Genomic DNA, 5,005 nt, shown 5'->3' on the forward strand with positions numbered 1-5,005 from the left:
GGGGGACAAACGCGCGGCTTGTTGGATATTCGGGATACGGTGCGCTGCGTCGAGTTGGCGATCGCCAATCCGGCCGAACCGGGTCAGTTCCGCGTCTTCAACCAGTTTACCGAAATGTTCGGCGTGGCGGAACTGGCAAACATGGTGAAGAATGCTGGAAGCGGGATGGGATTGGATGTGGAAATCCAAAATCTGGAAAACCCGAGAGTGGAACTCGAAGACCACTACTTCAATGCCAAAAATACCAATCTCCTAGAATTGGGATTGCAGCCGCACAACCTGTCGGATTCTTTGATCGATTCGTTGCTCAACTTTGCCATCAAATACAAGCAACGGGTGGACAAAGACCAAATTCTCCCCAAAGTGTCTTGGCGCAGAAAGTAACTCGGTGTCGTGGTGAGGCTGGCAACGGAACCCTATCTATCCCAAGTTCGTCGATGGCCCCCCTTCGGTCGTCACATCCTCGCTCAGTTTGACGGGGAGTCGATCGTCGTCTACCAAGCCTATCGTCCGGCAATCGGTCATTTTGCCGCCTCACAGGGTTATTTTGGTGGAGAATTTCGCCTCACGCGCATGAGTTGGATTAAACCCAACTTTTTGTGGATGATGTATCGTTCCGGTTGGGGAACCAAAGCCGGACAGGAAGTGATTTTAGCCGTTCGGTTGTGGCGATCGGCTTTTGATGAAATTCTCGCAGCCGCCGTCCCGTCGAGTTTCGCGCCGCAGTTATACTCGACTCGCAGCGCGTGGCAGCGGCACGTTAAGCAATCCTCCGTACGCTTGCAGTGGGATCCGGCTCGTCATCCCAGTGGTGCAAAATTAGAGCGACGTGCCATTCAACTGGGATTGCGCGGTGAAGTGCTAGCACGTTACGCCCAAGATTGGGTTCTCGATATTGAAGATATTTCCGAATTCGTCGCGCAGCAATACGAATTCGTGCGAGCGCAGGATTGGGAATCGCTACAAACTCCCACCGAATACGTTTATCCAGGAATAGGGAATAGGGAATAGGGAATAGGGAATAGGGAATAGGGCATAACGGCTTGTGCAACTTAAAGTCTGAAACACTTGATTTTCCGTAATGATTGGTGAGAATGTCCAAATTTTGGGTAGCTCAAACCACGTAAATTCAATGCCTCAGAAAAAGTTGCACAAGCCGTGAATAGGGAATGGTTACTCTCTCTCTTGTCTCCCTTGTCTCCCTTGTCTCCCTTGTCTCCCCGTCCCCCCATCTCCCCGTCCTCTTCCTTGTCTTGCCTCAAGCCTTCTCCAACGGGGCCATCGTCAACCCCTCGCGACTTAGTTGCATATGATAGAGTTCCGCTTGCTCTTGAGGTCCCGTCCAGACGATCGCCTGTCCCTCAAAATGAACTTGGTTGGTTAACTCCCAAGCGCGATCGCCGCTCATCCCCGGAATATACTTCATCAAGCATTTCGCAACGTGCTCGAAAGTGTTGAAATCGTCGTTGAGAACGATGATTTTGTAGTTGGGGTAAAGTTTGCGGATGACTTGACTCGACCGGTCAGGTGTGACTGTAGGTGTGGTCGAGGCAGCGCGAATGACTGTTGCAAGTGGAGTCGTCATAGCACGATTGGCAAAGTAAAAGGAACGAGCGCGGCGTTTGGGAAATCTTATTCCCTAGTGTAACGGGTTTCGTTGGGAGAGTTGACTAAATCTACCGCCAGATGTCGCAAAAGTGCATAAGCGATCGTGACCCAGACGTATGTATCTGTAGAGCAAAGAAATACGACTACACCAGGGTGCTCGACGATGAATTCGACTCAAATTTCTCCCGTACTTTCTAAGAAAAACCAGCTGCTGCTAGGCAAACAGTGCGAGAATCGCCTATTGCAATATTGGTCGAATCCACCGCGTCCGATCGCAAACGTTCGAGTCAGACAAGCGGCATGAGGTTTCTACGCTCTGAGTTCGATGTCAAACATCTTCATGGCTACGTTTCGATCGCCGTGGTGGAAATTCCGGCTAAATTGCCCTCAGAGGTCGTGCCGACAATGTAAATGGCAATTTCAACTTTACCCAATCGAAAGACTACGAGATCGTCGAGGGTGTCTTGTAGCAATGCTACGAGATTTTGATACTGTTGGACTTCTTTAGCTTCTTCATCGTCGTGCCAGTCTTTGAGCTGAGTCACTCGCTCGAAAAAACGATCGAGTTGGAGAATTTCGATCGTATCGGTGGAATACCCCGTCCGTTTGATGAGTTCTTCTAAGCTGAGGCGGCTACCTTCCCAGCAAAACACTTCAAAGGGATAATTCGACTCGCTGCGCCACACCAATCCATGGGTTGCCTCACGTAGTCGTTCTAGTAATACTCGATCTTTCACTGCTACCCCCATCAATCTATCGTACGGGTCGTTTTTCAATTGAGTGCGCCCTATCTTACGACCAGGGCTAATTATAGGTGACTTTTTCTACTTTGTGTTTTTTTTGACACCTGGAACTTCATCGCCCATTCATCGAGATCGCATCGGTTAGCGTTTCTATCGCGATTTTTATTGAAGGTTTTGTAGGGCGGAGATGGCAAATTTGACTGGAACTGCAATAAAGTTTTCACTTTTTTAGCATACGCCTACTACTCAATTTTCAATAAATTACCGATCTAAAAGAGTGAATCTTCACGAACTTTATTTTTCCTTTATTATAAGTAAATTTATAAAATCAAATTGGGTATAACTTTAAAAAGTAATCATAAGCTCGATCTGAAATTTATAAATCTCAAAATATTGACACGGACTGAAAAGCTGGGCTAAGACAGAGTAGTTACTAGTTCAAAAATTGCCTCAAATATGAAAATAAAATCGGCATTTACTGCTGTTGCTGCATCCCTCGCCACATTTGCTGCTGCTGCCCCCAGTCTTGCAGTTTCTTGGGTTTACATCGGACAAGCTTCTACAGGAGAAGCTATTAATGTCGATAGTGACAGCATTTACGAACGTGAAGAAGGGATTGGTTTTACTTACAGCCTTAACGATGAAGTCATCACTGCTGTTGCCTATTGCTCGTCTAATCAATGGTATGCAGAAGGTTATGGGGTCTATTCTCCTCAAAGTCAAGCTACTCAAGATATGCTAAGCTATGTTTGTCAATAAGCTTAAAAAAGGTGCTTTAAACTTGGGAACAGTCGAATAAAAACTAGAATAGATCGATCGTTATTCTCGTAAATATATTTAGATTCAAAGATCGAAAGTACTAGCCATAAAAATAATTTAAACTTACGATTTTTGAAAACATAAATACAAATTGCGATCGCATTATTCTTTAACCCTGATTACAAAAAACTGTAATCAGGGTATTTATTTTTTCTCTAGCTTATAGAACTAAAGATGATAGTTATTCAAAACAAATAATCGAGCGTTATTGCGAATTTCATCTTCAGTATCTCCTTCAATTTCCCCATCAACGAGCGCAGCTTTTAGTGCCTCTAAAATCGTTCGGAAATGCGGTCCGGGTCGATAGCCCATCTGTTGTAAATCTTTGCCGTTCAGTGGGGGTTTTACAGCTTGCCATTGGGTGAGATACTGCCAGATTTTGTGCCGAACTCGTCGCGGACTCGTCACCATCACCAGCCAGAGGCTATCGCAATGGTAAGCCTGGAGGCAGCGCACCACTTGGCTGGGTCGATCGCATTGGGGAAGTGTCTCGGCAAAGGTCTTTTGCAGACGATCGAGATTTTTGAGGCGATGCTGACTATCGTCGGGTAATTGGAGATTTTGGGCAACGGACTCGCGAAATTCCGGGGCGAGACCTGCCAAGATGACTTCCAAGCGAGTTAACCAAAGACTCGGTCGGTGAGACTCATCCAAACGCTGCCACGCGCGAGATACCCACCGCAGGTGCCACCACGAGCGATCGTCGAGAGAGAGGGTGGGATGGAGGCATTGTAAGGCGTTAAGGGCAGCGAGTTGGGTTAGGGCTGCTTGCGAGTAGGATGCACCGAGGGTGTAGCGCAGTTCGGCTTGCATCCGCGTTTGCAGGGCGGGCACTTTATCGCGTTCGGCGAGGGTTCGGGCGTAGATGCCACTGGAAATCGCGTCTTGGATTAGACGTTGGGCATGGAGGTCGAACTCGAAGCCGAACCGCACCGCAAACCGTGCCCCTCGATACATTCGCGTCGGATCGTCGATAAAACTTTTCTCGTGTAGAACCCGCAGGTGTCGGCTGCCTAAATCGGTGAGTCCGTCAAAAAAATCTAGTAGTTCGCCGCGATCGGGATGGGTGAGGCGCACAGCAAAAGCATTAACGGTAAAGTCCCGTCGGTACAAATCTTCGCGAATGGAACTCGCCTGCACCTGGGGATTCGCACCGGGATAGGCGTAAGTTTCGGTTCTAGCGGTGGCAAAGTCGATGGAAAACGAGTTGAGTCGATCGCTTCCTTGCCAAACCAGAGTTGCAGTTTGAAATGTGGAGAACACCTCTAAACGAGTCTGGGGATAGTGCTTTTGCAGGGCAGTTGCCAGTTCGATCCCCGCCCCTGGTGTTGCCGCAACGGGCGCGCGATCGACACTCAGATCGATATCGGGCAGGTTCAAGCTATCGTTCTTGCCCCGATCGAGTAACAATAAATCCCGAACGATACCTCCGACGATGTAGAGATGCCACTGTCGTTCTCGGGCGAGTTGGGAGGCACGATCGAGAATTTCCCAAAATTCCGGGGCGAGGCGAGCTTTGAGGCGTACGAGGAGGCGATCGGGATTCAACAAGAGGAGTCAAAAAGGTGTATCAAACAAAGTGAGTGGGGACGATCGCATCTCGACCGTGTCGAATTTCGAGAATTTGATTGCGATCGCCTACAATGGCGACAATTGGTGCGCGATCTGCAATTTCTTCGGGGGTTAGCTGTCCGTAAGTCATGACGATAATCCGATCGCCCTTTGCCCCCAGGCGCGCCGCCGCCCCATTGAGTTCCACCGCCCCCGAACCCGCCGGGGCGGGAATGGCATAGGTAATCAATCGTTCCCCATTGGAAATATTTACCACTTGTACT

Annotated in this window: 7 protein-coding genes and 1 pseudogene; 4 read left to right on the forward strand and 4 right to left on the reverse strand. The window is 48.7% G+C overall.

The window, feature by feature from the left end; translation table 11 throughout:
• Together IQ235_RS18780 and IQ235_RS18785 are read left to right on the forward strand one after the other, a co-directional pair.
• Positions 1-384, forward strand: a pseudogene (locus IQ235_RS18780) (NAD-dependent dehydratase); the annotation flags it as partial.
• Positions 385-393: 9 nt separating this feature from the next.
• Positions 394-1,011: a DUF4291 domain-containing protein gene (locus IQ235_RS18785; protein ID WP_264322937.1), complete on the forward strand. Its 618-nt coding sequence runs from the start codon at positions 394-396 to the stop codon at positions 1,009-1,011.
• A 247-nt stretch (positions 1,012-1,258) separates the two neighbouring features.
• Here IQ235_RS18785 and clpS read toward each other — a convergent pair whose 3' ends face one another.
• Positions 1,259-1,585 carry an ATP-dependent Clp protease adapter ClpS gene (gene clpS / locus IQ235_RS18790; protein WP_264322938.1) on the reverse strand — a complete coding sequence of 109 codons (327 nt, stop codon included), beginning with the start codon at positions 1,583-1,585 and terminating at the stop codon, positions 1,259-1,261.
• A gap of 186 nt (positions 1,586-1,771) precedes the next feature.
• Here clpS and IQ235_RS18795 point away from each other — a divergent pair, with 186 nt between their 5' ends.
• Positions 1,772-1,912: a hypothetical protein gene (locus tag IQ235_RS18795; protein WP_264322939.1), complete on the forward strand. Its 141-nt coding sequence runs from the start codon at positions 1,772-1,774 to the stop codon at positions 1,910-1,912.
• Between the two features lie 40 nt (positions 1,913-1,952).
• Here IQ235_RS18795 and IQ235_RS18800 read toward each other — a convergent pair whose 3' ends face one another.
• Positions 1,953-2,357 carry a nuclease A inhibitor family protein gene (locus IQ235_RS18800; RefSeq protein WP_264322940.1) on the reverse strand — a complete coding sequence of 135 codons (405 nt, stop codon included), beginning with the start codon at positions 2,355-2,357 and terminating at the stop codon, positions 1,953-1,955.
• A 450-nt stretch (positions 2,358-2,807) separates the two neighbouring features.
• Here IQ235_RS18800 and IQ235_RS18805 point away from each other — a divergent pair, with 450 nt between their 5' ends.
• Entirely contained in the window at positions 2,808-3,110 is a 303-nt protein-coding gene (locus tag IQ235_RS18805; RefSeq protein ID WP_264322941.1) for a hypothetical protein, read from the forward strand.
• 228 nt (positions 3,111-3,338) lie between these two features.
• On the opposite strand, the gene IQ235_RS18810 is transcribed toward IQ235_RS18805, so the two are convergent.
• On the reverse strand, positions 3,339-4,721 hold the full coding sequence (locus IQ235_RS18810; RefSeq protein WP_264322942.1) for a CCA tRNA nucleotidyltransferase: 1,383 nt from the start codon (positions 4,719-4,721) through the stop codon (positions 3,339-3,341).
• Between the two features lie 19 nt (positions 4,722-4,740).
• On the reverse strand, positions 4,741-5,005 hold a 265-nt coding region (locus IQ235_RS18815; RefSeq protein WP_264322943.1), incomplete at its 5' end, for an aspartate 1-decarboxylase.

This window comes from Zarconia navalis LEGE 11467, from assembly GCF_015207075.1.
GTDB lineage: Bacteria > Cyanobacteriota > Cyanobacteriia > Cyanobacteriales > Geitlerinemataceae > Zarconia > Zarconia navalis.

Bases quoted from the DNA above. Each gene is read 5' to 3' on its own strand.
- clpS (WP_264322938.1), bottom strand. From the start codon at position 1,585: ATGACGACTCCACTTGCAACAGTCATTCGCGCTGCCTCGACCACACCT.
- IQ235_RS18795 (WP_264322939.1), top strand. From the start codon at position 1,772: ATGAATTCGACTCAAATTTCTCCCGTACTTTCTAAGAAAAACCAGCTG.
- IQ235_RS18800 (WP_264322940.1), bottom strand. From the start codon at position 2,357: ATGGGGGTAGCAGTGAAAGATCGAGTATTACTAGAACGACTACGTGAG.
- IQ235_RS18805 (WP_264322941.1), top strand. From the start codon at position 2,808: ATGAAAATAAAATCGGCATTTACTGCTGTTGCTGCATCCCTCGCCACA.